Here is a 26,400-nt window from a genome sequence, read left to right as displayed (position 1 = left end):
AAGGAGAGAAGACTCTTGAGCAAGCTCACCGTCGAACACCAGCACGGCCACAGCCTCGGCCTGGGCGTCGGCTCCGTGGAGATCCTGCGTTACGTCTACGGCGCCGACATCCCGCAGTTCGAGGCCCCCAAGCCCTACCTGCACCCGATCCGGACCCTGTCCGGCGCCCTGGTCAGCGGCTACCGGCCGTGGGACCACCGCTGGCACAAGGGTCTGCAGCTGACCTGGTCGCACGTGTCCGGGGAGAACTTCTGGGGCGGCTACTCCTACGTGCACGGGCAGGGCTACATCCCGCTCGAGAACGTCGGCAGCATGCAGCACGACGCCTTCGAGATCATCGACCACGACGGCGACGAGCTCACCCTCACCGAGGACCTGACCTGGATCACCCAGGGCGGCGAGAAGTGGGTCACCGAGAAGCGCCGGATCCGGGTGCACCGCATCGACGTCGAAAAGGGTTCCTACACCATCGACGTGGCCAGCGACCTGACCAACATCCGCGGTGCCGACCTGGAACTGGGCAGCCCGACCACCGCCGGCCGCGAGAACGCCGGGTACACCGGCTGGTTCCTGCGGATGGGGCGCAACCTCACCGGCGGCAAGGTGCTCACCGAGGACGGCCTCGGCCCGGAGGCGATGGGCACGCCCTCGAACTGGCTGCTGTACACCGGCCAGAACGACGACATCGACGGCGACGTCTCGATCCTCACCGTGGCCGGGACCAGCTCCCAGGGCGAGCTGAAGTGGTTCGTGCGCAACGACCCGATTCCCGTGGTGGCGCCCTCCCCGGCCTTCCACGACGAGATCATCCTGCCGCACGGTGAGACGCTGAATCTGGCCCACCGTTTCGTGATCGCCGACGGCGCCTGGACCCGCGAGAACGTCGAGGCCTATCTGGGCGAGCAGGACTCGTGACGGGGCAGCTGCCCGGGGGCGTCGGACTGAGCGCCCTGCGGGTCTACCCCTGGGAAGCCCTCGACGGCCTGTGCGGCGGCTCGCCCCACATGCACCTGTGCTGCACGGAGGCCTACATCGTGGTCTCCGGGGCCGGGCGGCTGCAGACGCTCACCACCGACGGGTTCGCCGAGCAGACGCTGAGTGCCGGGGACGTGGTCTGGTTCACCCCGGGCACGATCCACCGCGCGGTCAACGACGGCGACCTGAAGGTGCTGGTGCTGATGCAGAACTCCGGCCTGCCCGAGGCCGGGGACGCCGTGCTCACCTTCCCGCCGGAGCACCTGACCGACCGGGAGACCTACGAGAAGGCACGCAGTGCGCCCACAGCCGATCGGGCCCGGGCGCGCCGCGATCTGGCGGTGGAAGGGTTCCAGGTTCTGCGCCAGGCCGCCGAGAAAGGTGACTTCGCCCCGCTCGAGGCGTTCCACGCGTCCTCAGTCGGGCTGGTGACCTCTCTGCTCGGGGACTGGCGCAACATCCTGGCCACCGGTGCGGGTGCCGCGGTCGACGCGACCGCGGCCCAGCTGGCCGCCCTGGCCACGGGAGATCACTCACATCTGCGCCAGGCGGCCGTGCAGCGGATGGAGCGGCCGGCCGAGGAGAAGTTCGGCATGTGTGGGTATCTCAACGCCTACCCGGTTCCCGGTGGTTCTCCCGAGCCTCCGGTTCAACCCTCTGAACAGCCCTGATGGCCATTCAACGGGGTGTTCCTGCGGCACAATCGCGGGTATGCGCGACCTGGACCGAGATCCCGCCGAAAGCCAAGGGGCCGTGGCTCTGGTGACGCTCGCCGACGTGGCCGCCCTGGCAGGGGTGTCGCTGGCCACGGCGTCGCGGGCACTGAACGGCAGCAAGAACCGGCGGGTGGCCGAGGACCTGCGTGAGCGGGTCCTGGAGGCCGCCCGCCGGCTGGACTACGCACCGAACCCCAACGCCCAGGCCGTCGCCCGGGGGCGCACGGATTCGGTGGGGCTGGTGATGCACGACATCGCCGACCCGTACTTCTCCTCGATCGCGGCCGGAGTGATCGCCGGGGCCGAGGAGCGGGGTCTGGCGGTGACGATCGCGACCACCGGGCGCCGGCCCGGGGCCGAACTGGAGTACGTGGCCCGGCTGCGGCGTCAGCGGGCCCGCGCCATCGTCCTGGTCGGTAGCCGGTTGTCCGACCAGGTCGCCACCGCACGCCTGGTCGGGGAGTTCGAGGCCTACGTGGAGGGTGGCGGCCGGGTCGCGGCGATCACCCAGCCGGTGCTGCCGGTGGACACGCTGGCGATCGAGAACCGCGGCGGCGCCCAGGCCCTGGCTCAGGCTCTGGTCGATCTCGGGCACCGCGACTTCGCCGTGCTGGCGGGCGACCCGGCCGTGCTGACCTCGCAGGACCGGCTGGCCGGCTTCCGCGACGGGCTGCGCAAGGCCGGCACCCGCCTGGCTCGCGAGAACGTGCTGCGTACGGCGTTCACCCGGGACGGCGGCTACGAGGCGATGCAACGGCTGATCGCCCGGGCGCCGGACGTGTCGTGTGTGTTCGCGGTGAACGACGTGATGGCCGTCGGGGCCATCGCTGCGCTTCGTGAGGCCGGGCTGGTGGCCGGTCAGGACGTGGCTATCGCCGGGTTCGACGACATCGAGACGCTGCGCGACGTCACCCCGGCGCTGAGCACCGTCGGGGTGCCGCTACGGGAGCTGGGACTGCGTGCGGTGGAGCTGGCGCTGCGGGACGCCGGTACTCCGACCGAGGTGGTCCGGGTGACCGGGCACGTGCAACTGCGCGAGAGCACGCCGGCCTTCACCGGGCGCACGCTGGCCTCGGTGCTGCGCGGGGCGCAGGCCGTTAGCTGAAAACCGCTCGCTTCTCAGGTGCTCGTTGTGAACGATGGATGGCGTGGATGACATCGATACCTGGGACGAGAAGACCGCTTCTGGCTACGACGATCAGGTACAAGGGCGCTCACTTCCCGAAACCGTTGACTTTCTTCATCAATTGGCCGAAGGCGGTCCGGCACTGGAGTTCGCCAGCGGCACCGGCCGGGTCTGTGTCCCGCTGAGACAGCGTGGCGTTCCGGTGCACGGCATCGAACTCTCACAGCCGATGACCGATCGCCTGCGAGCCAAGATCTCCGAAGAAGAACTCCCGGTGACCGTCGGGGACATGACCACCACGCTCGTCCCCGGTCGTTTCTCCCTGGTGTTCCTGGTTTTCAACACGATCGGCAACGTGCGCACGCAGGCCGCCCAGGTCGAGTGCTTCCGCAACGCCGCCCGTCACCTGGCTCCCGGCGGGCGGTTCGTGATCGAGGTCGGGGTGCCCCAGGTGCGCCGGCTGCCCCCGGGCACCATCGCCGTTCCGTTCGAGATCAGCACCGAGCACAGCGGTTTCGACACCTACGACCTGGTCACCCAGGAGGCGTCGTCCCACCACTTCCACCGCCGGCCGGACGGCACCTACGAATACGGCATCCACAACTACCGTTACGTCTGGCCCTCCGAGCTGGATCTGATGGCCCAGCTGGCCGGGCTGACCTTCGAGCAGCGGACGGCCGACTGGGTCGGCACGCCGTTCACCTCGGACAGCGACAGTCACGTTTCGGTCTGGCGCAAGCCCTTGGAATGATGGCCGGGTGAAACGACGTACGGCCTGCTGGTTGATTGAGGACGATTTACGCGCCTTTGGGGCGCAGGTCGCCTTGGCACTGCCGTCGGCTTGGTGGATGTGCAGTCGGCCCGGTCTGAACGCTGTCCATGCTCATGCCGCCGTGCTGGAAGCGCTGGAATGCGGTGGCGGGTTTCAGTGCTTCCTGCCGTTACCCGCGGGTGCCGAGCCACCGGCTGGTTCCTTGGTGGGGTCGGGCGTGTCAGCGACGCCCGGGCTGAGGGTGCAGGCCCTGGTTCAGCTTCAGGCCGCGGTTGTTCACCCGGCCGGTCTGTTCGGGCCGGGGCATCTGCAGGCGGGGTGGCTGGCGGGCAGCACTGCCTCGGAACAGGCGGATCAGGTGTGGGGCGCTCTCAGTGAAGTGTGCGGGCCGGGCCTGAGTATCGGCCCGGCCGCCCGGGAACTGGTTCTCGGTCAAGGCCTTCAGCTGAGTGAGGGCGGTGACGAGCGCTTCCAGCTGAGTTGAGGGCCCTACGGTCAGGGCATTTCGTGCAGTTCTGCGGTGCGGATCTGCTGGAATGCCGCAGTGAGGTACTGCTGGATGCTCAGGGTCGGCCGGGGCTGGGACAACAGTTCGGCGATGAACAACGGAGCGTGCCGGGCGATGTTGGCGGGGGAGTAGCGCGGTTCCTCTTCCTCCTGCATGCCCAGCGCGCCGGTGATCACGATGACCAGCGCGTTGACGTCCACCTGCGGGTACCAGGCGAACACCCGCTTCACGCAGCTGCGGATCAGGTCCTGCAGGTCGTCGGCAGCCAGACCGTCGGGGTGAAGGTGCTCCAGCAGGTCGCGAACCACCACGCCCAGGGCCAGCCGCACCTGTTCCGGCTCGCAGGCGGCCAGGTCGGTGGTGGCCCGGGTGAAGGCTTCGAGGTCACCGGCGCGGGCGGCGTCGACGGCCTCGACGGTGGCGCGGGTGATGGCGCGGGCGGCGGCAGGCAGGTCGTGGGGCACAGCGGGTGAATCTACCGGGTGGTGCTCCGCCGGACCTGGGCCCGGCGGAGCATCAAACACCTAGGACTTGACGTTCGGCGACCACAACACCTTGAACGAGTCGGCCGGCATGTTGTCCGCGGCCCGGACCGGGGCGCAGTAGATCACGAAGTTGCCGTCGCCCTGCAGACCGATGACCGGCGACCAGGCGAAGTCGTTGCACTTGTTCGCCGTCTTGGAGGCCCACACCGCGGTCTTGCCGTCCTTCTTGTAGATGACGAAGTTGCCGTCCTTCTGGAACCGGACCTTGACCCCGCCCTTGCCGTTGGTCCCGGTGGCCCACAGCACCCGGGGCTTGCCGTTGTCCTTGACCCAGCGGTGGTAGATGACCAGGTTGCCGTCGGTCTGCATGGTCATCCGGGAGTTGCCGAAGTACCAGCTGTCGCCCGCGTTGATCCACTGGGCCGCGAAGGCCACGTGGACGGGAACGTTGCCGCGGTAGTCGTCGTAGGTACGACCCGGGCTCTCGGCGTGCGCCGGTGAAACCATTCCCACGGTGACGATTCCAGCCGCGGCCAGCGTGGTGGCGGCTGCTCGCGCAAAACGGCGCAGATTCATGAAAACCCCTCCAGTGAAACAAGTCCCAGGCCGTCGCCGAGATCTTCGGCGCCGTTTCCCCCCTGGACGGCACGGAACCTAGCACCGGAAATCCGGGCCTGTCTGTGCGCCGTGATCCGTTCGGCCCAGCATGATCACGTTCGGTTCTGGGGCAGAGCCCAGCGCGCATCTACGACACTTGTCGACCAGTCTGCGGCGATGCGTCCGACATGGATGGGTTTCGGACATAATGGCGGGGGTGGTCTCCAGCCCTGATCCCGCGCCGACGTTCCCCGAGCAGTTGCGCCGACACCGGGTCGCCGCCCGGCTGACCCAGGAGCAGCTGGCCGCCAAAGCCGGTCTGAACGTTCGCTCGGTCAGCCAGCTGGAGCGGGGCAAAGTGCGTTACCCCAGGCCGGAGTCGGTGCGTTTGCTCGGCCAGGCGCTCAATCTGGCCGAGGACGAGCTCGCTGCCTTCACCGAACTGGCCCGGGCGCAATGGTGGGCCGACCACGAGCCCTCAGCGCCGGCGTCCTTGATGCCGGCTCCTCGCCCTACCCAGCTGCCGGGCGCGATCCCCGGCTTCACCGGCCGCAAAGCCGAACTGCGGCAACTGGATCAGCTGCTGGAGCTCACGCACAGCGATGCCGTGGTGATCGGGGTGGTGTCGGGCCCGGGCGGCGTCGGCAAGACCACCCTGGCCCTGAACTGGACGCACACCGCGGCCTCCCGATTTCCGGACGGGCAGCTGTACGCCGACCTGCGGGGCTTCGACCGTTCCGGCACGGTGGCCGCTCCCAGCGAGATCCTGCGCGGATTCCTGCAGGCGCTCGGGATCGCGGCCGGCTCGGTGCCTGCCTCGCTCGAGCAGCGGGCCGCGCTGTACCGCAGCCTGCTGTCCAACCGTCGGATCCTGGTGGTGCTGGACAACGCCCGCGACAGCGACCAGGTCAGAGCGCTGCTGCCGGGCGGATCCGGTGGCCTGACCCTGGTCACCAGCCGCAACCAGCTGACCTCCTTGGCCGCCACCTCCGGTGCCCGGCTGCTGCGTCTCGAACCGTTACCGACGGCGCAGGCCCAGGAGCTGCTCACCGCCCGGCTCGGCCTTCAGCGCATCACGGCCGAGCCGGATGCGGTCGAGAGAATTGTGGACGCGTGTGGTGGGCTCCCGCTGGCCCTGGCGGTTGCGGCGGCGCGGGCTCAGCAGAGCAGCTTTCCGCTGGCGGTCCTGGCGGCCGACCTGGGTCAGAGCGCCCGGCGACTGACCGTGCTGGAGGCCGGTGACGAGGTCAGCGACGTGCGGGCGGTCTTCTCCTGGTCGTTCGAGGCGATCTCGATTTCGGCGGCCCGGCTGTTCCGCCTGCTGGGTCTGCACCCTGGCCCGGACATCTCGTTGCCCGCCGCCGCTGCGCTTTCCGGCCGGCCCACCGCGGAGGTTGGCCGGCTGCTGACCGAACTGGCCCGCGCCAGCCTGCTCGGCGAACGTCTACCCGGCCGCTACCACCTGCACGACCTGCTGCGCGTCTATGCCGGCGAACTGTCCGAAGCCCTGGAGGAACGCCGAACCGCGATAACCCGCCTGCTGCAGCACTACACGCACACCGCCTTCAGCGCCGCGCGCATGATCGACCCTACCCACGACCCGATCGAGATCCCCCTCGGCACTGCGCTTGCCGAGGCCGGCCCGATCGACATCACCGATGAACAGCAGGCCCTGGAATGGATCGGCGGCGAGCTCCCCTCCCTGCTCGCCGCCGTCCACCTGTCGGCCCAGGCCGGTCTGGATGATCTGGCCTGGCAGCTGGCCTGGACCCTGGAGTCCTACCTACGCCGCCAGGCCCGGTGGAACGATCTGCGGGCGGTCACCGACGTCGGGCTCGGCGCCGCCGAACGCCTGGGCAACCCTGCCGCCCAGGGCTATTCGCAGCTGGTGATGGCTACCGCGGCGGCCGAGCTGAGTCAGTTCGCACAAGCGCACGCCCACCTGCGCGAGGCCCTGGAACGCTACGCCCGGGCGGGCGAGCGCCCGGCCCAGCTGGGTCAGGCCCGTACCCACCGGATGATCGGCTGGGTGCACGAGTTGCGGGACGAGCACGAGGAGGCGCTGGCCCACGTCCGTCTGAGCCTGGCTGGTTACCGGGCCGCCGGACATCGCGACGGTGAGATGTTCGCGCTGAACGCTGTGGGCTGGGGGTTGACGCTGACCGGGCAGCACGCCGAGGCCGTGCTGAGTTGCCGGCAGGCGCTGGCCCTGGCCGAGGAAGCCGCCGACCGCAGCGCGCAGGCCATGATCCTGGACAGCATCGCCCTGGCTGAGCACCACCTCGGCAACTACCCCACGGCGATCGACTGCTACCGCCGCGCGGCAGACCTCTTCCGGGAACTGGCCAGCCCCCGCGGTGAGGGATCCACCCTCGCCCGCCTGGCCGACTCCCAGGCCGCTGTCGGAGATCTGGCCGCCGCCGACGTCACCTATCAGCAGGCGTTGCATCTTCTCCGCGCCCAGAACCATCCCGACACCGCAGCCGTTCTCAAACGATTTGCCGACCTCCCCCTTGCCCCTCGGGAAGTACCTCCGGGGTGAAATAGTGGCCGAGGGGCGGGTGGGAGAACAGGACGAACGACTTGATGTTCGATCTGACGTCCGGACGGGCTCGACCTCAGGCTGCTCGCCAGGCGGCGGCCCAGTCCTCGATCCAGCTGGTGAGGTCGGGCAGGTCGTCGAAGGTGTACAGCGACTGCTCCGGCGAGCCGGCGAACGGGGTGATGTCGTCGAAACCGCTGTCCGGGGCGAACAGCAGCAGGCTGCCGTCGGTGCGGCGGGCCAGCGTCAGGTCGTAGTTGCTCTCGATCGCGGCGACGTAGTAGTCCTCGGTCTGGATCGGCACCTCCTGGCCGGCCTCTTCCCAGATCCATGCGTAGGCCTCCAGCGCCTCGCCGAACGGTTCGAGTGCTGCCTCGACGGTCAGCACCGCGTCCTGGTTGTCCAGCCGGGACTCACCCTGGCCGGCCGTTTCGACAATGCCGCCCAGCAGTGTCCAAAAGCTCTGCTGGACCGGTGCTACCGCGAGAGCCGAAGCGTCTGCGGACGGTGGCAGACACAGCCAGCCCCGACGCTCCTCGCCCTCTCCCCAGAGCAGGACTTCGTAGTCCGTGCCGTCGGCCGTCACCGGGATCACGGTGGCCGCCATCAGCAGCGCCGACAGTTCCGGCAGTTCCTGGACCGTTCCGCGGGTCCAGGCCCGCGGTTCGCCCACTGTCACTGGTTCTTGCAGGGTGGCGAAACGCGGAAGATCGGCAATGGCGTGCTCCATGCGCGCGATCTTAGAAGGCCTGGCCTGAGGGGCGACTCAGCAGCTGCGGCGGGAGGGGCGGGCGGCCAGGAGTTCCTGGGCGCGGGCTTCGTGGCCGTCCTGGACCAGACAGTGGATCAGGGTGTCCTGGAAGACCTCGCGCTGGGCGGCAGAGCCGGCGATGTGGTCGAGCTTGGGGTAGAGGTCCTCGAGGATACGCGCGGCCTCGGCCCAGCGTTCCTGCAGCACTGCGGTCAGGGCCTCGCAGGCGGCCACGACCAGGGTGTGCATGGAGGCCTCGGCGGAACCCAGGGCGTACTGCTTGAGCTCTTCCAGTCCGGCCTGGTCGTCGTTGGCGGTCAGGGCGATGGCCGAGTACAGCGCGATGAACGGGGTCTGCGGGGACTTCAGCAGGGCCGGGCCGATCGCCTCGATCACCGGGGCGGCCGAGGGCGGCTGGTCGCCGATCAGGCGCCAGCGCCACAGCAGCGAGGCCGAGTCGATCAGGGCCCGCACGCCGGTCACGGCCGGGGGTGCCAGGTGCGCCTTGTAGCGCTTGCGCACGGCGTCCAGGTCGCCCAGGGCCAGCTCGTGAAGGGCCGCGTGCCAGGCGAAATGGGCCCGGAAGCCAGCCGAGCGCCCGGTCTCGGTGACCCAGTGGTCCAGCCACACGCGTCCCTCGTCGTGCTGTCCGGTCTCGTACATCACGTGGGTCTGCGCGTGCACGGCGTGCCCGGACGACGGCTCGCAGGCCAGGGCACTCTCGGCCAGGAGGGCGGCCTCTTCGAAGCGGGACTGTTCCTGGCGGGTGAAGGCCAGCAGGGAGATGTACCACCAGTGGTCGCCGTACGCCGGGGCAAGGCCCTCCACCAGTGCCCAGGCCTCCTGCTGCAGATCGGTGACGCCGGAGAAGGCGATGGTGGGAACGGCGGCGGAGACGGCGAGCACGTCGCGGGGGTAGATCGCGATGTGGTTGATCAGGGCCTGCGCGCCGGAGCGGCGAACGTCGCTGACCCGGCGGTCGATCACGTCCACGAAGCTGCGCTCGCGGTCGTCGCCCTTGATCGTGACCGCGCGCTTGGCCTCGGCCAGGGAGGCCTGCACGTCGGCAGTGGCGCCGGCTTCGTGGCCGAGCATGGCCAGGGCGGCGTGGGCCAGGGCGAAGTCGGGGTCGTGCTCGGTGGCTTCGCGCAGCAGGTCTTCGGCGCCGGCCTGTAGGCGCATGACGCGCTCCAGCCCGGCGTTGAACGTGGCGGCAGCCTCGGCGGTGGTGGACAGAGGCAGACCGAGCAGGTCCCGGGGGCGGGCGACGGGGTGGTGGCCGCTGACGATGCGGCCGTCGGCCAGGCGGCGCGGCAGGGGAGCAAGGGTGTCGAGCAGCGTGGTGGCCAGAGCCAGAGCCTGGGTGCGGATCTCCGGCACGGCGGTGGTCTCCCACAGTTCACCGCGGCGTAGGGCGCCCAGCGTCCACAGCGGAGCTTCGGGGCTGCCGGCCGAGTCGATCAGGCGGCCGTTGACGGTGCGAAAGCCCATGCCGCCGCTCGCGACAGTGGCCGCGGCGACGCCGTGCGCGGGGGTGAGCAGGTCGTTCAGCAGGGGGTTGCCGAGCTCGCGGATATCGGTGCGCGGGCCCGTGCAGTTCACCACCCAGCCGACCTCCTGGGTGCTGCCGTCCTTCATGGTGACCCGCAGGCCGCCCTGGCTCAGCGGCTGGGCGTCGGCGACCTCGGCGCGGTGCAGGAACAGCTTTCCCTGCGAGCGCAGTTCGTGCAGCCGGTCGGAGCTGGACAGTGGCATGCGGTGGCGCAGCACGTTCCAGTAGCCCGACTCCTCGCGCACGAAGCTGAGGCGTTCCTCGTCGCTCATCCGGCCCCAGAGCGTCTGGACCTGTACGCGCAGGCCGTCCAGGGCGGGCCGCCAGTCGCCCGAGGCGTGCACCACGTCCGCGAAGTGGCGGGTGACGTGCTTACGCAGCTCGGCCACCGACGTCCCCCATTCACTGACATCGGGGATGTTTGGCAGCTTGGGTACGCGGGCGTGGGTGCGGGGGAGCCGTCCGGTGCGGGAGACGGCGTGCAGCACCCGGTCGTCGCGGCCGGCGTCTTCACCGGACAGCGACAGCGCAACGTCGACCATGGTCAGGCCGGCACCGACCATCAGCACCGGGGCGGGGCCGCTGCGGTCGCGGCGGATCACGTCGAGCGCGCCGGGGGCCCACGGGCTGGGGACGAAGAACGGCGAGTTGCGGAGGGTCTCGGGTGCCCAGTCCCAGCCTGCGGCGGGCAGACCGGTGGCGATGACCACGGCGTCGGCCTGGAATCGGCGCCCCGCCGCGGTGGTCACGGTTGCCCCGGCCCCGGAGCGGCGCACGGTGGCGGCCTGCTGCTGGACGTGGCGTAGCGAGACGTACTCGCCGGCGGCCTGGAGCGACTCGGTGAGCAACTGGCGGACGTAGCGGGAGAACTCGCGGCGGGAGGTGAAGTCGTACGGGTGGGTCGGCTTGTCACTCGATCGGCTGTCGTCCTCGGCGCGCCAGGCGACGAAGTGGCCGGGTTCCTCGGGCAGGGCGCTCATGCCGCTGGCCGGCACGTTGAGCAGGTGCCGGTCTTCCGGGGTGCCGAACGCGACGCCGCGCCCGAGCAGGTCGGAGGACTCCAGGACGACGATGTCGATCCCGGTGGAGCGGCGCGCGGCCAGGCGGGCCAGGTGCAGCGTGACCAGGGTGCCGGCCACCCCGCCACCGACGATCAGAATGCTCGGCCTCGCGCCGGTGGTAGCCATGCCCGCGTACTCCTCGTGCTGGAAAGCTGAGTTTTCAGACTAACAAACTAGAGATTGCTCTCGGGGAGCCTTCCCCGAGGCGAACGGTAGAGGGTCGCCCGGAGGCCTGCCACACCGCCACCCGGCCGGGTCCTTGCTGGCCAACGGCCGCTTGGGGGTTGCCCAACGAGAGCTTTCCGGCGGCTTCGGGGCGGCTTCCCGGTGGAGCGGTCATCACCCTCCCGGGCGCTGAAACTCTGATTTGCCTCAAGGGGCCACCCTTCCAGCCGTCCTCGAAAGGCTGATGGGTGCTCGCAGTGAGTGCCCTGGGTGATCGGGCTCGCGGCGGCTGTCGTCGGGGAGCTGTTGCGGCGACGAAGGGTCTGGCTCCATGTCCTCCGAACTTGTGGATGCCTTCGTTGCCGAGGTGCCGGACCGGCCCGAACCGTCGGGATCGCAGGCGGTGCACGAGCTGCCTTCCGGCGATTGGGCGCTGCCGGCCGAGCGCCGCGACACCGAGTTGTTCACCGTGGTCGGGCCCGGCCTGCAGCCGCCTTCCGGTAATCCCGCGCTGATCCTGACCAGCCGGCTCAACCTCGGCCTGAACGCCTCGGAGTTCCGCTTCAACCGGTTCGTGGTCATCCTGAACAACCGCCGCAGCATCATCCCGACCTGGGCCGACAGCAACCGGATGAAGCTGGCGCTGCCGGCCGGTGAAGGCGGGACGCCCGCGCTGCTGGAGATTCGCCGGCGGGGCAGCGTGGTCGGCTGGGCCGTGGTCTCGTACCGGGACAAGGTCAGCCCGGCCGAACCGGTGCCGGAGGCCGGGATCGCGCTGGCCTCGCACACGGCCCGGCGGTGCGCATGGGTTCTGGCGACCGGCGGCCCGGTGGTGCTGCGGGCCAGCGACCTGGGCTGCGGCCCGGCTCAGGCCACGGCCACCGTCGACGGCCAGATCGTCCAGCTCAGATGGCTCAGTGAGACCACCGCCCAGATCACCGTGCCGCCCGGCCACCCGGGATCCAGCGCCGAAGTGGTGCTCTGCGGTCAGGGCATCACCACGGCACCGATCCTGGTCGGCTACGCGGCGGGCATCACCGGCATCACCCGCTCGGTGGTGCGCTCGGCCGGGGCCAAGATCCGGGTGACCGGCGTCGGGCTGAGCGGAACCTGGGTGCTGCGCCCGATCGACGCCGAGGAGAACAGCGAGCGCGACCAGCCGCTGGAGCAGATCAGTGTGGACGACCGCGGCCGCAACGCGGAGATCGAGCTGCCCCCGGCCCCGGCCGGCGTGTACGAGATCCGGTTCACGCCCTGCCAGGAGACCTACCCGGGCGCGGTCGACATGTTCACCAGCAAGGCCGTGATCTCCTACAGCGACCAGGTCTGAGGATTCCTTCGGCAAAGTTGCCACAACCGGTGTGCGTGGCAGCGTCTTGGTGCCATGAACGCACAGGACGGCGGCGGCAACCAGCGCCCGGACCTCGACCTGGACCAGCCGGACCCGGGCGACGCCCAGGTCACGGCGCTCTTCCGGGCCGGTCTACGGCCGGGCCCGGGCGCCGACCTGCGGGCGATCGAGCGCCGGGCCAGGAAGAAGCACCGCACCAGCCAGGCGCTGGCCACGGGCGCCGTGAGCGCCGCAGCGGCCATCGCGGCCGTGACGGTGGTGATCTCCCCGTGGTCGACGGGCACAGGAGGTGAGGGGGTTCCGGCCGGGCCCACGCCCTCCGTCACTCAGACTCCGCTGGACACCTCGATTCCGGACGTCACCAAGTCGTCGCTGCTGCACACGGGTGACCTGTCCGACGAGAACTGGAGCGTCGTCGGCGTGGAGCGGCTCGTGGCCGAGGGGCCCCCGCAGGACCTGTCCGGGGAACCATGGGCCGGCGGGGTGTGCGTGGACGAGACGTACGGGACTGCTGCTCCCGAGAGTGCTTGGGAGCGGACCTGGGTCTCCGGCGAGGGCAATGTGCCCGCGGACTACACCGTGACCGAACGGATCGCGCAGTGGCCGGGCAAGCCCGACCAGCCGGCTGCCGTTCTGGACGGTCTGCGCGCCGACCTGCCCGAGTGCACCTCCGGCCCGGGGATGGAAGGCCTGAGCGTGACCACCGACCGCACCGACGACGCCGAGCTGGTGGTGCCGCACCTGGCCACCACTCTTGAGGACGGCCAGAACATCCCGCAGGCTCAGGCGTTCGTGTTGTGGGGCGACGCCCTGATCTCGGTCCGGATCAGCGTTCCGGCTTCCGACGGCGGCCCGGACGTGTACGTGGGCAATGAGGACGAGGCCTACACCGGCGCGATGCAGGTCCTGGACAGTGCGATCTACCGGCTCAAGGGCCGTACTCCCGGTGACGGTTCGCCGTCCGGCCTGCAGTCACCGGTGTCTGAGGTGGACGAGACCGACCCGAGCGCGACCGATCTGCCGGTCCCGACCGGCACCGACAGCCGGACGGGGGACGGGCAGTGAGGCGGCCCTGGCAGGAACCGAGTCTTGAAAGGGCGCCCGGTTTCGAGGACTTCGTCCGCGAGCGCAGTCCCCGGCTGATGGCCATCGCTCGCGGCCTGACCCGGTCGTCGGCCGATGCCGAGGACCTGGTGCAGGACGTGCTGGCCAAGGTGCTGCTGAAATGGGACCTGGTCAGCGCCACCGACGACCCCAACGCCTACGTCAACCGCATGCTGGTCAACGCCGCGACCTCCTTCTGGAGGCGCGGCTTTCAGCGTGAATCGCCCACCGACAGCACGATCCTGGGGGAGCGCCCGGTCGAGGACTCCAGCGGGGCCCTGGCCGAGCGCGATGCCCTGCTGCAGGCGCTGGCCACCCTGAAGCCCAAGCATCGGGCGGTGCTGGTGCTGCGGTACTACGAGGGCCTGAACGACCACGAGATCGCCGCCACCCTGGGCATGGCCCACGCGAGCGTCCGGAGCAACGCGGCCCGTGGGCTGGCGGCGTTGCGGAAGGCGGGTCTGCTCAGCGCCCGGGTCTGATATTTCGCCACAGACCGGGCGTATGGAAGTGTCTGGTGCCCATGAAAGCAAAGGACGTCGGTGGCCGGCGCAGACTGATGGTGGCGGCCGGGGTAGCGGGCTTGGTGGCGCTGGGAATCTCGTCGTGCTCGGCCGAGGACGAGGCTGTTGCCTCGGCGGCTGAACCGCAGGTGGGTGAGTTGGTGCTGGAGCCGACGGCGGGACACCTGCTCAAGCTGACGGATCTGCCGGTTGCGGCGGTGCGCGAGACCGGGGAGTCCGAGCCGGTCGAGCTGTCCGGGCAGGCGATCGAGCTGGGGGTCTGCCCGACGAATGAGGGATCGAACCTGCAGGAGGGCGAAAAGCCGGACCAGGCCTGGGAACAGGCGTGGTACGACCCGGACGGGGCCGGGATCTCGCCGGGCGCCTACGAGCAGGTGTTCGCCTGGAAGTCCGGTCCGCAGCAAGCCCGCCTGGTGTTCGAGGACCTGGCTGGGCAGCTGCCGGACTGCGCCGCCGCCGAGAGCGACGACGGCGACAGCCCGATCCGGATGCTCGAGGTAGCCGGCCCCGACGGCGCTCAGGAAGTGTCGGCGTTCTTCACGGCGCGCAATCACTGGCGCGACGACAACGAGGCCGTCGGCTTCGCCCAACTCGGCAACACGCTCGTGATGGTCCGCAGCCTGATCCCGGGCGACCAGCAGCAGGACGCTGAGAACACTGAGAACCTGCACCAGATGATGGACACGGCTCTCCAGCGGCTGACCGGTCAGCCGCTGGAGTTCCGCTACGTCCTACCGGAGGGCTGAGCGGCTCACCGGGCAGGTGTGAACAAGCCGGCGAGCACGGTGAGCGGGAGCGAGCCGTGCCCCAGGACCACTCGGTGGAACTCGGTCAGGCTCAGGCCGGAGGCCTCCCGCAGACGCAGCAGCTCCTGCCGGCCGGTGGCGTACCCCAGGGCCTGGCCGGGCCAGTTGATGTAGCGCACCACCTCGGAGCTGATCTCGTGCTCGGTGGCCGTGGTGTTCTCGCGCAGGTACGTCTCGGCCTGCTCGCGGGACCAGCCGAAGGCGTGCATGCCGGTGTCGACCACCAGCCGGGCGGCCCGCAGCGCGGACAGCGAGAGCATGCCCAGGCGCTGCACGTCGTCGGAGTACAGGTCGAGGTCCTCGGCCAGGCGCTCGGCGTACAGGCCCCAGCCCTCGGTGTACGCGCCGAGCTCGGTGTCGATGTAGCGCCGCCAGTGCGGCACGTTCATCTGCTGCGCGATGGACAGCTGCAGGTGGTGGCCCGGCACACCCTCGTGGAAGGTCAGGGCCTCGCAGTCGTACGCCGGGGTCTGAGCGGCGCCGGAGGTGTCCAGGAAGAACACGCCGGGCCGGGAGCCGTCGAGCGAGGGCGGCCGGTAGTACGCGGCGGTGGCGCCGGACGCGGCAGCGCCGCCGACCGACTCGACCGAGCACGGCGGGATCGTGGCCAGGTCGAACGCCTGACCGGCGGCCGCCTCGGCCTTGGCCAGGGCGGCCTGGCAGCGGGCGATCATGTCCTCGGGGGAGGAGTAGCGCAGCTGCGGATCCTCACGCAGCCGCTGCGCGATGGCCGGCAGGTCGCTCAGGCCGAAGGCCCGGCCGCCGATCTCGGCCCAGCGGCCCTTCAGCTCGTCGATCAGGTCCAGGCCGAGCTGGTGCAGTTCCGCCGCCGACTTCTCGGTGGTGGTGTGCCGGCGCACGGCGTCGGCGTAGCCGGCCTCGCCACCCTCGGTGAACTTGATCCCGACCTGCTCGTCGCTACGGGCCGTGCGCAACACCCCGCGGTAGGCCCGGCTCAGCTGTTCCAGGGCCGGGCGGATGCGCATCAGCACCACGTCCGAAGCCTGCTCCAGCACCGCCGCCCCGGCCCCGGAACGCGCCGGATCCAGCAGACTGTCCTGCGCCAGATCGGCCATGATCGCCGTATTGATCTGCGCCAGAGCCTGTTCCAGACCCACCTGGGTGCTCGGCCGGCCCTGCCCGGCCTCGTCCTGCACCCTGCGGCCCAGCGCGTCCAGCACCCGCGGAATGCCCTGCAGGCGCTGCAGGTACCGGTCGGCGCCGTCCTCGTCGGTGATCGTCATCGCCGGAACGGCCTGGAAGATCAGGCCCTGCCGGGAGACGTACCCGAGGGCCGAGAAACTGGCCGCCCACAACGCGTGCGTCGCATCCCCGTGGGAGCCCTGCACCAGCTCGGTGAGGGCCCCATGATCGACGCGTTCGTCGTCCGTGAGCTCGTCGGTCTTCATCGCCCCGAGCTCGTCGAGGATCCCGGCGAACGTCTCGGCGGCCTCCTGCCCGGCCTCCAGACTCGGGTCACCGGCGAGGTGATCGAACTCCGACAGGCCCAGCAGCGTCGAGTTGAACGGCTCCAGGGTGTGCTGGGTGCGGAAGTAGCGCTCGCCGAGGTCGTTCAGCGGGGTGCTCACGAGCGGTCCGCGAACTTGTCGGTGGAGGTGATCAGAACGTCCAGGATTCCCGGCTCGTCGTAGGCGTGACCAGCGTCCTCGATCAGATGGAACTGCGCCTGCGGGAAGGCCCGGTGCAGATCCCAGGCGGTGACCGCGGGCGTGCAGATGTCGTAGCGGCCCTGCACGATCACGGTCGGGATCCCGGCCAGCTTCGGTGCGTCCTTGATCAGCTGCTCCGGGGTGAACCAGCCGTCGTTGCGGAAGAAGTGGTTCTCGATCCGGGCGAACGCCGTCGAGCTGACCGGGTTCTGCGCGGTGGCGATCAGGTCGGGCCGCGGCTGCACCGTCAGGTTGGTGAATTCCCAGGTGGCCCAGGCCACCGCCGCCGGCTGGTGGACCGCCGGGTCCGGGTCGAACAGCAACTTGGCGTAGTTGTCGATCAGCCGGCCGGGCACCCGGTCGGCCTCGGGCAGCGCCCCGACGAAACCTTCCCACGAATCCGGCGCGATGTTGCCCGCCAGGCCCTCGTAGAACCAGGTCAGCTCGCTGGGGCGGAGCGTGAAGATGCCCCGCAGGATCAGCTCGCTCACCCGCTCCGGGTGCTTCTGCGCATACGCCAGGGCCAGCGACGATCCCCAGGAACCGCCGAACACCTGCCACTTCTCGATGCCCCGCTCCTGGCGCAGCAACTCCAGGTCCGCGACCAGATGCCACGTGGTGTTCGCGCTCATGTCCGCCTCGGGCTCACTGGCCAGTGGCCGGCTGCGCCCACAGCCACGCTGGTCCAGCAGCACGATCCGGTACTTGGCCGGGTCGAACAGCCGCCGGTGCCGGGCCGAGGCCCCGCCCCCGGGACCGCCGTGCAGGAACACCACCGGCTTGCCCTGCGGGTTGCCGCACTCCTCCCAGTAGACCGAATGGCCGTCACCAGCCTCCAGCAGACCGCTGGCGTGGGGTTCGATCGGTGGGTAGAGCTCGCGCATGGGCTGTCCTTCCAGGTTCGTCAAGCGATGGGCACGATCTTGCCTCACCGCCCGGGCCCGCGCTCAGGCTCCCCGCCCGACCGGGCGGATCGGGAAGACTCGGGAAGGCAAAGCCACGCTATGACGTGCTTTGTCTTCCCGAGGAGCGATCGGCGTGGTGGCCTCGCGGTCGGGGGCCGTAGTCCAGTTCGGCGGTCAGGGCGGGGAATTCGCCGAGGCCTTCGCGGCCGGGCTGGTCGTCGTAGGAGCAGCCCGAACCGGGCAGATGGCCGTCGCTGATCCAGATCTGGTCGAAGCGCTGCACCTTCAGGTCGTCCAGGCCGAACCAGCGCGAGTCCGGGCTGACCTGGTCGGGGTGGGTGGCGCGGTAGAGGTCGGTGAGGCCCATCCGGGCCCAGGACCAGTAGAAGTCGCACTCCCAGGGAGCGAGCTCGGCGAAGCGGGAGAATTCGCCGGGCTCTTGCAGTTTCAGGCTCCCGGCGACGATCAGCGGCTGCTCACCGGCGGCGGCGATCACCTTGGGCAGCCAGACCTTGCCGGCGTGCTTGAAGGCCCGCTTGTCGGCGTGGCGCCGGGACAGTCCGCCGTGGCCGGGCACATAGACCCCGGCGATGACGAGCGGGGTCGGGGGCAGGGGCGCGTGCTGGAGCGGGGTGAGCTGGGCCGGTACGCAGCGATGGGGTTGCTCGCGCGGGGGTGGGACGTCCAGCGGGCTCAGGTGGTGGTGGCGGGCGGCGATCACGATGTGGTCGTTGCCGGTGCTGGAAGGGCGTGACGGGGCGAGGGTCTCGAGGCCGTGCTCACGCAGGGCCTCGTCGAGGGCCTGGTGGCGGGCGTCGACGCCGGTCAGGACCATGACGTCGTAGGGCGAGGCAGCCAGCCACTTGGCCTGCCGCCGGCTGACCTCCTCCCGGGCACCGGCGACGTCCCAGGTCATCAGGCGCAGAGCCTCGGTCGGGCGGGGCTCCTCCGGGGGATCTCGATCTTCGTGGTGGGTCGACGTCATGCGCGGCCTTCTCCTTGGTTGAACGAAGCTCAGCCCGGCTGAAGAATTGGGATTTTCCCAAATCTTAGCGGTATAACCGTAGCCATGACGGCTCATGCTGAACTCTGCGCGTCGGTCAAGGAGCAGGCGCCGATCCGGCCCCCGGCCCCGTCGGCCCCGCTGCACTCGCAGCTGGAACCGGTGCTCGAACAGATCCGGACGGCCCCGGCCGGGCTGGTGCCGGACGTGGGCGCGGCCGCCCGGGTGCTGTGGCTGCACGACACCGACCGCTGGTACCTGGGCGACTTCCTCCGGCACGCCGCCTGGCTGGACTGGCTGCACCAGAACTTCCCGCAGGCGTCGATCGACCTGGCCGGCCACCCGGCCTACCTGCCGCTGTACGGGGACGGCCGCTTCGACGCCCTGATCGACATCGCGCAGCTCGAGCGCACCGAGCTGCGCCGCTACGACCTCGTGGTTGCGCCCTCGTCGTTCCCGTCGCTGACCCGCCCCGATCCGGGAGTGCGGCGGTACCTGAAAACCTGGGACGCGGGTTGGTCGCTGCACGCCTTCGGGCGCCGGATCGCCGACGGCGGCAAGAAAGTGCTCAACTACTTCCGGGCCGCTCACCCCAGCACGGTCTTCCCTGGAGACGGCGAATCCGACTGCAGCGGAACACAGTTTCGCTTCACCCCCGACGAGCAGGAAGCTGCCGCCCAGCTGCTCGCCGATCTTCTGCCCGGCCGGCGTCCCGTCCTGATCTACAACCCGACCGCCTCCAACCCGTATACCCGCCAGACCGACGCGATCAAGGAGGTCGACAACACCCTCACCTCCGAGCAGCACGCCGCCGTCCTGGGCAAGATCGTCGAGCAGGTGCACGAGCACGACATCCTGGTCGCCGCCCCGGTCAAGCCCGCCGACCAGGCCAACATCGACTGCCTGCACGAAGTGGCCCACGCCGTGCCCGGAGTGACCCAACTGCGCGGCGCCGACTCGATCACGTTGCGCGGGTACGCCGCCCTGCTCGCCGACCCCCGGATCTGCGGAAGCATCGGGGCCGGAACCGGTTCCAACACGCACCTGGCCGCGCTCGCCGGTACCGAGAGCCTGTCGTTCGAGCGCGGCGCCGATCAGCTCATGCTGGCCAACTGGTCACAGCCCGACGCCTTCCAGATGGGTTCGATCCGCTGGCGCAATCCCTCGCCGCTGACCGCCGTGCACCTGATGCGCTGGGACCGGCTGGGCGAGGCCGAGTTCGCCAAGGCCGCGCATGCGGCGCTGGCCCATCACAGCGGCTGGCACTCGGCCGAGGACTCGTTCGCGGTCCTGGACCTGACCCCGTCGGCCTGGCTGCATTTCACCGACTTCAGCGACGAAATGGCCTACCTGCGGCACCCCCGGGAACGTTCCAAGGGGGAAAGCCTGCTCCGGCAGCTGTATCTGGACTCCAACCTGAACAAGCTGGCCCGCCGAAGCACGGATCGCCGGTGAACCGGCCGGCGCTCAACGGCACCCAGTGCGCTGCGGTGCTGGGGCGCAGCCTCTACCTGCTGGGGCTACGGCCACGCGGGGCCGGCCGAATCCTGCCGACTGGTCCGGGTCATCGCCACCGCACGGTTCTGAGCGCTCCGGTGTTTGAAACCGACGGTCGGCCGGGCGAGATCGTTCTCAAGTTCTGCCTTTCGCCGACTCCGGCGGAGGAAGCGAACTTGCGCTGGGAACATCAGGTCACGGTGGCCCTCCATGGCATTGCGGACGTTTGCCTCGCCCGCGACGCGATTTCCTACAACCCGATTCCAGAAACGCTTTTGGACGTTCCCCTTGAGTTCCCGCTCAACGGTGAGTCGGTCGTGGTGTCGGTTCGACGGTTCGTGCCTGACGTGTTCGAGCCCCTGACGGCGCGTTCCCTGGGGCAATTGATCGGTACGCTGCACCACATCGGATCCAGCGAGGCGGCCCTGGCCCTGCTTGATGGTCGACCCGCCACCTCCTTGGGTGGTCTGGATGCCGCATTGCTGGCCCGCGCCCTGGCTTCACCCACTCACCCCTTTCATGCGCGCCCGGCCGTGGTCGCGGCTCTGATCAAGGCGCTCCAAGATCGGGTGACCGGCGCGCTCGAGGCCGATCCGCGTCCATTGCTGGTTCATCGTGATCTGCATCCGCTGAACTGCGTGGCCGGACCCCGAGGAGCGGTGGCGCTGGACTGGGCCGAGGCAGGCTGGGGGAGCCGGAGCGATGATTTCTCCTGGCTGCAGGTGGCCGTAGCTCGTTACGGTGCTTCGCCGCACGCCATACACGAGGCAAGAACGGGATATGAAGAAGTCTGTCCTGGGAAAACGCCTTCACCGGAACAGATCTGCGCGGTTGGCCGGGCCCGGGAGGTGGTGTGCCTGGCGTTCTCGATCATGCATGCCGGGCGGGGGCCGTCGCACCTGCTCGAGGCCCTGCGGGAATTGCCGATCCTGGACGATCCGGAGGCGATGACCGAGCAGTGGGAGGCGTTGTTCAATCCGGGCATCTTCCGGCATCCGATGCTGGTCGATCCGGAGAACGGGGTCTTCGAGGTGACGGAGATCGATCTGGAGACGGTCTGGGCCGGGTGATCACCAAGCGCGGCTGGATCTGCTCTTAGACGGGGCAGATCCAGCCGCGGGCTCGACAAGGCTCAGCTCTTGGAGTGGGCCTCGATGTAGGCGGCGATCAATTCCTTGGGCAGAGAGCCGCGGACCGATACCTGATGACCGTTCTCCCGGGCCCAGGCGCGCACTTCGGCGGTCTTGGGCGGGGTGGGCGCGGCTTCTTCGGTTTCGGGTTCGGAGGTGGCGGGCTTGGCGGCGGCTCGGGTTCGGGTGGCAGCGGTCTTCCGGGTAGTCGCCTTCTTGGGGACGACTACCTCGGCTTCCGGCTCGACCGGCTCGGGTTTGGGGGCGGTTGCCTTGCGCCGAGTACGGGGTGCGGGTGCGGGCTCGGGGGTGATGAAGTCGAGCTGCGCGGCCTCCGGTTCCTCGGCCGGGAGTTCCGGCTGGGGCGCTGCTTTGGCCCTGGATGCGCGGGGTTTGCGGGCCGGTTTGGGGGCGGGCTCGGCTTCGGGCTGAGGTGCTACCTCGGGTTCGGGTGCCGCTTCGGGCTCGGGCGCGGCCTTGGGCTCTGGAGTTGCTTCAGGGGTGGGAGCTGCCTCGGTTTCGGGTGCTACCTCGGGCTCGGGCACTGCCTCGGCCGCCGGAGTTGCCTCAGGAGCGGGAGTTGCCTCGGGTTCGGGTGCCGCCTCAGGCTCGGGCGCGGCCTTCGCCGCCGGAGCTGCTTCAGACACCGAGGCTGCCTCGGGCACCGGGGTTGCCTCGGAAGCCGGAGTGGCCTCGGGGGTGGGAGCTGCCTCGGGTTCGGGCTTCGGTTCCTGGGCCGGGGCTTGCGGTTCGGCTGAGTTGGGGCCGGTGATCTTCGGCATGGACGTCCGGGGCTTGCGCGGCGTTGTGGTCCTCGGCTTGCGGGTGGTCCGCTTGGCCGGGGTTACGGGCTCGGCTTCCGAGGTCTGCGCTTCGGTGGCCTCAGTTTCGACAGGTTCGGTTGCTGCAGCGGCGGGCTCTTCCGACGCCGGAGCCGAAGCTGCTTCCGCAGCGCTTGTTTCCGGACCGGTCGTGGATTTGGTCTCCGCGGCGGGGGTTTTCGTGGATGCTTCGGCCGGAGAAGATTCCGCAGCGGGAGCCTCGGGTTCGGCAGACGGGGTGGGTTCCGCCTGGGCCGGTTCGGCGGCAGCAGGTTCCGGGGAAACCTTGACCTCAGACTGAATTTCGGGCTCGTCAGCCTTGGCTTCCGGCTTCGGGTTTGCGACCACAGCCTCGCCGACCTCGACCAGAGCTTCGGGTTCGGTCACCTCATCGCCGGCCTTGGCTTCAGCCTCGGGCTCAGCCGAAGTCTCGGGCGCAGCCGAAGCTTCGGGCGCCTTGTCTTCGGCCGGTGCCACGTCAGTGTCTGCAGCTGAGTTCGGACCCGCAGCCGCAGAGACTTCGTCAGTGCCGGACCCGACGCCTGACTCGACCTCAGCGGCAGCCGGTTTTGGGGCCGGAACGCCAGTTTCCGCGTCCTTGTCTGCTGACTCCACCGCACCCGAAGGCGACTTCACCTCGGGAACGGGCGGGGCAGCGTCCTCAAGTTCTGGTTCTTCGGCGACCGGCTTGGAGGTGACCGCCTCGACCGAAGGCGCCGACGGCTGCAGGTGGGCCAGCAGCAGCGCATAGTCACTGGGACTGACCGTGCGAGTTCCGAGTTCACGAGCGCGGGCAGCACGAGTTCCGTCTACCGTCTGGTCCGAGATCAGCAGCGCCGTGGTTTCGGAGACCACGCCGACCACGCGCACGCCCAGCTCCTGAGACTGGGTCTCCTGCTGCGCCCGTACGTCCGGATCACCGCCGGTGAAGACGACCTTGTCGCCCACCCGCAGCGGCTCGCCCAAGTTCCAGTCGGTGGGCAGTTTCTTGACGCCGACTGCTTCGCGGGCGTGACGGGCGTCCCCGGCAGCATTGAGGATCTGCAGCACCACGTGCTGGCCCAGACCGAGAAGATCGGCCAGCGCGAGGAGTTCGGTGCGGTCAGTCGTCGAGACCGCTCCGTTGTCGAGCGCCGCATTGGTGAGCGCGCGGACGAAGGCATCGTCGGCGCGGGCCACTTCTTCCGGCGTGAGCTCTTCGGCGGAGGCAACACGGGCCAGGTCGGCGGTGTGCTGCGCGGTGGCGGTGCCGGTCTGCAGGAGTTCGGCGAGCTTCTCGAGGTAGGCGAACGTGGCGACGCTGGCGCCTTCGTCCAGGGCGTCGAGCAGCGAGAAACGCTCTACCAGGGCCGGGCTTACGGCCGGGACAGCAGAAACGCTCGGTGAGGAAGGCGTTTCGGTGCGTGGTTCGAGGGTGGCCTCGGTCGGCCAGGCGACGTTCTGCGCCTGGGCAGGCAGGCCGTCGAGGTGGGCGGGCAGCGGGGGCTTCCCGGTCTTCGGGCTGATGAACACGGTGAGCAGCGCTGCGGTGGTGCGGGCGTCTTCGAGCGCGGAGCCAGACTTGCCCTGCGGGACGTCGAGGGCCGAGGAGAGATCGGCCAGACGACGACGCTGCAGCGCGGGCAGGTAGTACGCGGAGGCTTCGAGGGTGCTCAGGGTGGGCACCTGCGGCAGCTTCCAGCCGGCCCGCCGGTACTCGGCACGCAGCAGCGCCAGGTCGAACTCGGCGTTGTGCGCGACGATCGCGGCGCCCGCCAGTCGCTGGTTCACCTCAGTGATGACATCGGCCAGTGTCTGGCTACCGCTCTGCCACTCGTCGACCACCTGTCCCCACAGGTCGGTTGTGACCACCGCCATCTCGGTGACCTGAGGCCGATTCGCCCCTAAGGCGGACGATTGGAGCGCTATCACCGCGTATCTGGGCTGATCGGTGGGAACGCCGGAGTCGGAGGTTGTTTCCTCCACCGACCGTGCAGGCTGCCCTGCGCGGCGTATACGAAATCTGTCTAGGAAACCCATGATGCTCTCCGGATCGCGGTGAAAACGCCGTAGTTGGATCCGTTGATATCACGTTCGGGCAGGTCATCCGGGCTGTCCGACTCATGGGTAGGTCTTCGTTATCGCATTGATCGTCGGGCGGGCACCTCCCGTGAAGACCTCAGGACAGCGGCAGCGACCAGAACAGCGACTCGACCCGTCCGGCCACGCTCGCCTCTCTGCTCACCCGGTACACACCCGTCTCAAGTTCGGGCAGTTGCACCACGAAGGACCCGTTGGCCGGGGTGCCGTTGACGGTCTGGACAGTGTCCGAGGGGATCACCACCCAGCGATCACCGTCCAGACGTTCGATCCTGGCCGTGCTGGTGTAGTCGCCGACGTGCTGGTCAAGATCGAAGCTGCCGCTGATCGGGGTGCGCGGGAAGGCTTCGAGCTCCAGCTTCGCCGCGCTGCCGGCCTGGACCACGGAGATCCCGCTGAAACCGATCGGGGTGGTGGAGCGGACGATCTTCTCCGACGGGGTGTCGCTGACCTGGAAGATGCCGGTGGCGGTGTTGAACTTGAAGCGGTACCAGCCGGCATCGATGTCCTGCACATGGGTCCAGACCGGCTGCGCGAACCCCCTCGCGGGGGCGCTCAGGGCGATCATCGGGACGATGACCTGCTCGTCCAGGCTGTGCAGGCGCCCGGGGGACTGATCGGGGCCGGTCCCGGTGACCACCTGACGGTGGTCGCTCCAGGTGGATCCGTTCCAGCGCTGCAGCAGGCCGGAGACACCGAAGAAGGCCTCCTCGGGGGTGGGGTTGGCCAAGATCAGGGCCACGTCGGCGCCGTCCACGGGCACGGTCTGCGGGCGAACGATGATGTGCGGACGGCTCGTGTCCGTCTCGGGCGGTTGGGGCACCAGCAGTTCCGGTCGCCCTGGGGTTACGTCCTGGTTCACGTCGCCTCCTCGCCACGGCCCCACCACAACGGTCACGATGGCCACTATCGCGGTCACCGCCATCGCCGTCATCAGGATCTGCTGACGCCGGCTGGTGTTCGCTGGGTTGGTGCGCTTGCGGTCGGTGTTGTCCTGCATGAGTGGTCGCCCCCTCGACGATCTTCTCGCTTCGCGTCCTCGTGCCACCCCAGATCTAGGACGCGGGTACTGGCGCAGGCGTTCCATCCGTCGGGTTGCCAAGGGCTCGTCCTGCGGATCTTTGCCTAGTCGGCGCGGTCGGCGACCGCCTTCACCCATTGGAGGGAACGAGTACGAGCTTGCGCACATCCGGCGCGGTGGGGTCGAGATTAAGAGCAATGGACGGGTCGGGTGGAGCGCGCCTGTTCGGGTGACGGGAGGATGCGCGTGGACAATTCTCCTTGGCTGCGTGCGCCCTGGGAACAGCTGGCGGCGAAGCTGAAATGCCCGAACTGCGACCTGTTGATCCATGACGACTGGCAGTTCTGCGAGTACTGCGGCGTAGACCTGACCGAGCAGACTCCGGTGCCGGACGAAGAACGGGTTGCGGGGCCGCGTTCGGACGGGAAGCGCTCGGCCCAGGACCAGATGCCGGCCGCGCCGGTGGACCCGGTCCCGCCGCCGCAGGCTCTGTTGCAGCTGGGCCTGCAGAAGCAGGAGCCTCAGTCGGTGGCTGCGGTTACGCAACCGTTGGGTAGTGCGGCCGCGCCGGTTTCGCCGGACATGAACGCGCGGATGACGGCTGCGAATGCCGCGGTGATGAATCTGATTTCGGGCTCGGTCGAGGGTTCGGGTGCGCGGGGTTGGGGTGAGTCTGCTTCTGGGGTGGGCGGATCAGGGGCCTCAGGGTCTGCTGGTGGGACGAATGACTCTGCCGGTGGCTTGGTTGGCCCAGGTTCGGCGGCATCTGGTTCGGCTGCCGCTGGTTCCGGTTCGGGCGGCGCTGGCTCAACTGCTGCTGGCTCAACCGGTGCTGGCTCGGCTGGGGCTGGATCGGCCGCTTCTGGGCCGGGGGCTGCTCCGGCGGGGGCGAATCCTTTGCGTGCGGTGTTGCTTTCGGCCTACGAGGGCAATGCCGTCGGGGTGGTGGGGCATGCGGCTCAGCTTGGGTCGGTGGGGTGGCCCGGGGGAGCGGCCAATCCTGGTGGCGATGCCGGCGCGGCCACGGGCCTGAGCACTGGTGCGGCGCCGGGCGGGGTTGTCGGCGGGGGCTTGCCTGGCGCTGGTCCGCTGGCGGGAGCCCTGCCAGGTGGGGGTATGGCGGGTGCTGCAGGCACGGGAGGCACGGCTGGGTCGATTGGCTTGCCAGGGGCGGGGGCTGCGCCGGGAGGTGATACGTCCGCTGGAGCGGGTGTCCCGGGTGCAGGTTCGTTGCCAGGG

The 26,400-nt window shown here is 69.6% G+C and carries 21 protein-coding genes; 12 read left to right on the top strand and 9 right to left on the bottom strand.

Translation table 11 applies throughout. The features are described from left to right. The first annotated feature begins 15 nt into the window (after positions 1–15). Genes LR394_RS37385 through LR394_RS37365 form a run of 5 tightly spaced genes read left to right on the top strand, consistent with a single transcriptional unit; the run spans position 16 to position 4,073 of the window. Complete coding sequence (locus LR394_RS37385; protein WP_231449438.1) at positions 16–915, top strand: DUF6807 domain-containing protein; 900 nt, start codon at positions 16–18, stop codon at positions 913–915. Beyond that, on the top strand, positions 912–1,646 hold the full coding sequence (locus tag LR394_RS37380) for a cupin domain-containing protein (protein WP_231449437.1): 735 nt from the start codon (positions 912–914) through the stop codon (positions 1,644–1,646). The genes LR394_RS37385 and LR394_RS37380 overlap by 4 nt, the downstream gene beginning before the upstream one ends. A gap of 40 nt (positions 1,647–1,686) precedes the next feature. Then, positions 1,687–2,796 carry a LacI family DNA-binding transcriptional regulator gene (locus tag LR394_RS37375; protein WP_231449436.1) on the top strand — a complete coding sequence of 370 codons (1,110 nt, stop codon included), beginning with the start codon at positions 1,687–1,689 and terminating at the stop codon, positions 2,794–2,796. A gap of 43 nt (positions 2,797–2,839) precedes the next feature. Continuing rightward, positions 2,840–3,568: a class I SAM-dependent DNA methyltransferase gene (locus tag LR394_RS37370; RefSeq protein WP_231449435.1), complete on the top strand. Its 729-nt coding sequence runs from the start codon at positions 2,840–2,842 to the stop codon at positions 3,566–3,568. Positions 3,569–3,575: 7 nt separating this feature from the next. Beyond that, positions 3,576–4,073 carry a hypothetical protein gene (locus LR394_RS37365; protein WP_231449434.1) on the top strand — a complete coding sequence of 166 codons (498 nt, stop codon included), beginning with the start codon at positions 3,576–3,578 and terminating at the stop codon, positions 4,071–4,073. Between the two features lie 11 nt (positions 4,074–4,084). Here LR394_RS37365 and LR394_RS37360 read toward each other — a convergent pair whose 3' ends face one another. Together LR394_RS37360 and LR394_RS37355 are read right to left on the bottom strand one after the other, a co-directional pair. Further along, positions 4,085–4,561: a hypothetical protein gene (locus LR394_RS37360; RefSeq protein ID WP_231449433.1), complete on the bottom strand. Its 477-nt coding sequence runs from the start codon at positions 4,559–4,561 to the stop codon at positions 4,085–4,087. A 60-nt stretch (positions 4,562–4,621) separates the two neighbouring features. Next, the gene (locus LR394_RS37355; RefSeq protein WP_231449432.1) at positions 4,622–5,158 is read right to left on the bottom strand and encodes a hypothetical protein; all 537 of its coding nucleotides are present in this window, start codon (positions 5,156–5,158) and stop codon (positions 4,622–4,624) included. A 238-nt stretch (positions 5,159–5,396) separates the two neighbouring features. Here LR394_RS37355 and LR394_RS37350 point away from each other — a divergent pair, with 238 nt between their 5' ends. Continuing rightward, positions 5,397–7,721 carry a helix-turn-helix transcriptional regulator gene (locus LR394_RS37350; protein WP_231449431.1) on the top strand — a complete coding sequence of 775 codons (2,325 nt, stop codon included), beginning with the start codon at positions 5,397–5,399 and terminating at the stop codon, positions 7,719–7,721. 76 nt (positions 7,722–7,797) lie between these two features. On the opposite strand, the gene LR394_RS37345 is transcribed toward LR394_RS37350, so the two are convergent. Together LR394_RS37345 and LR394_RS37340 are read right to left on the bottom strand one after the other, a co-directional pair. After that, positions 7,798–8,451, bottom strand: a complete 654-nt coding sequence (locus LR394_RS37345; protein WP_231449430.1) for a hypothetical protein — start codon at positions 8,449–8,451, stop codon at positions 7,798–7,800. 36 nt (positions 8,452–8,487) lie between these two features. Then, complete coding sequence (locus LR394_RS37340; RefSeq protein WP_231449429.1) at positions 8,488–11,211, bottom strand: FAD/NAD(P)-binding protein; 2,724 nt, start codon at positions 11,209–11,211, stop codon at positions 8,488–8,490. Positions 11,212–11,581: 370 nt separating this feature from the next. On the opposite strand from LR394_RS37340, the gene LR394_RS37335 reads away from it, so the two are divergent. The 4 genes from LR394_RS37335 to LR394_RS37320 are packed head-to-tail and all read left to right on the top strand — an operon-like array spanning position 11,582 to position 14,975. Next, positions 11,582–12,580, top strand: coding sequence for a hypothetical protein (locus LR394_RS37335; RefSeq protein WP_231449428.1), 999 nt, complete (start codon positions 11,582–11,584; stop codon positions 12,578–12,580). A 54-nt stretch (positions 12,581–12,634) separates the two neighbouring features. Then, complete coding sequence (locus LR394_RS37330) at positions 12,635–13,666, top strand: hypothetical protein (protein ID WP_231449427.1); 1,032 nt, start codon at positions 12,635–12,637, stop codon at positions 13,664–13,666. Further along, on the top strand, positions 13,663–14,187 hold the full coding sequence (locus tag LR394_RS37325) for a SigE family RNA polymerase sigma factor (protein WP_231449426.1): 525 nt from the start codon (positions 13,663–13,665) through the stop codon (positions 14,185–14,187). The genes LR394_RS37330 and LR394_RS37325 overlap by 4 nt, the downstream gene beginning before the upstream one ends. A gap of 35 nt (positions 14,188–14,222) precedes the next feature. Then, a complete protein-coding gene (locus LR394_RS37320; protein WP_231449425.1) occupies positions 14,223–14,975 on the top strand; it encodes a hypothetical protein in 753 nt (250 codons plus the stop codon). A gap of 5 nt (positions 14,976–14,980) precedes the next feature. On the opposite strand, the gene LR394_RS37315 is transcribed toward LR394_RS37320, so the two are convergent. The 3 genes from LR394_RS37315 to LR394_RS37305 all read right to left on the bottom strand — a co-directional run bounded on the left by LR394_RS37315 (position 14,981) and on the right by LR394_RS37305 (position 18,595). Then, the gene (locus tag LR394_RS37315; protein ID WP_231449424.1) at positions 14,981–16,624 is read right to left on the bottom strand and encodes a DUF885 domain-containing protein; all 1,644 of its coding nucleotides are present in this window, start codon (positions 16,622–16,624) and stop codon (positions 14,981–14,983) included. Then, on the bottom strand, positions 16,621–17,589 hold the full coding sequence (gene pip, locus LR394_RS37310) for a prolyl aminopeptidase (RefSeq protein WP_231449423.1): 969 nt from the start codon (positions 17,587–17,589) through the stop codon (positions 16,621–16,623). The genes LR394_RS37315 and pip overlap by 4 nt, the downstream gene beginning before the upstream one ends. A gap of 118 nt (positions 17,590–17,707) precedes the next feature. Next, positions 17,708–18,595, bottom strand: coding sequence for a hypothetical protein (locus tag LR394_RS37305; protein ID WP_231449422.1), 888 nt, complete (start codon positions 18,593–18,595; stop codon positions 17,708–17,710). An 84-nt stretch (positions 18,596–18,679) separates the two neighbouring features. On the opposite strand from LR394_RS37305, the gene LR394_RS37300 reads away from it, so the two are divergent. Both LR394_RS37300 and LR394_RS37295 read left to right on the top strand, forming a co-directional pair. Beyond that, entirely contained in the window at positions 18,680–20,068 is a 1,389-nt protein-coding gene (locus tag LR394_RS37300) for a glycosyltransferase family 9 protein (protein ID WP_231449421.1), read from the top strand. Continuing rightward, positions 20,065–21,180 carry a phosphotransferase family protein gene (locus LR394_RS37295; RefSeq protein ID WP_231449420.1) on the top strand — a complete coding sequence of 372 codons (1,116 nt, stop codon included), beginning with the start codon at positions 20,065–20,067 and terminating at the stop codon, positions 21,178–21,180. The genes LR394_RS37300 and LR394_RS37295 overlap by 4 nt, the downstream gene beginning before the upstream one ends. 62 nt (positions 21,181–21,242) lie before the next feature. On the opposite strand, the gene LR394_RS37290 is transcribed toward LR394_RS37295, so the two are convergent. Together LR394_RS37290 and LR394_RS37285 are read right to left on the bottom strand one after the other, a co-directional pair. Next, complete coding sequence (locus tag LR394_RS37290; RefSeq protein ID WP_231449419.1) at positions 21,243–23,918, bottom strand: Lsr2 family DNA-binding protein; 2,676 nt, start codon at positions 23,916–23,918, stop codon at positions 21,243–21,245. 301 nt (positions 23,919–24,219) lie between these two features. After that, the gene (locus LR394_RS37285; RefSeq protein ID WP_231449418.1) at positions 24,220–25,140 is read right to left on the bottom strand and encodes a hypothetical protein; all 921 of its coding nucleotides are present in this window, start codon (positions 25,138–25,140) and stop codon (positions 24,220–24,222) included. Between the last annotated feature and the right edge of the window lie 1,260 nt (positions 25,141–26,400).

Source organism: Kineosporia babensis (genome assembly GCF_021129305.1).
Lineage (GTDB): Bacteria > Actinomycetota > Actinomycetes > Actinomycetales > Kineosporiaceae > Kineosporia > Kineosporia babensis.
The sequence above is the reverse complement of the archived record's forward strand: the minus strand, read 5'-3'. Positions and strand labels throughout refer to the sequence as shown.